This window comes from Blastococcus deserti (assembly GCF_042682525.1).
GTDB classification, from domain to species: domain Bacteria; phylum Actinomycetota; class Actinomycetes; order Mycobacteriales; family Geodermatophilaceae; genus Blastococcus_B; species Blastococcus_B deserti.
The window spans coordinates 1-539 of the sequence record NZ_JBHUHP010000039.1 but is presented as its reverse complement, the minus strand read 5'-3'; the positions used below and the strand labels follow the sequence as shown (position 1 = coordinate 539).

The 539-nt window shown below is 59.7% G+C and carries 1 rRNA gene; it reads right to left on the bottom strand.

Annotated features, from left to right (window positions below):
• Window positions 1–539, bottom strand: a 23S ribosomal RNA gene (locus ACFSHS_RS22535); the annotation flags it as partial.

Below are 539 nucleotides of genomic sequence, written 5' to 3'. Positions count from 1 at the left end.
GTGCTTCCACTTCCGGCCTATCAACCCGCTGGTCTGGGCGGGGGCCTTACCCGGTTGTTCCGGTGAGAGACCTCATCTTGAAGCGAGCTTCCCGCTTAGATGCTTTCAGCGGTTATCCCTGCCGAACGTAGCCAACCAGCAGTGCACCTGGCGGTACAACTGGCACACCAGAGGTTCGTCCGTCCCGGTCCTCTCGTACTAGGGACAGCTCTTCGCAAGTCTCTTACGCGCACGGCGGATAGGGACCGAACTGTCTCACGACGTTCTAAACCCAGCTCGCGTACCGCTTTAATGGGCGAACAGCCCAACCCTTGGGACCTACTCCAGCCCCAGGATGCGACGAGCCGACATCGAGGTGCCAAACCATCCCGTCGATATGGACTCTTGGGGAAGATCAGCCTGTTATCCCCGGGGTACCTTTTATCCGTTGAGCGACACCGCTTCCACATGCCGGTGCCGGGTCACTAGTCCCAGCTTTCGCTCCTGCTCGACCCGTCGGTCTCACAGTCAAGCTCCCTTGTGCACTTGCACTCGACACC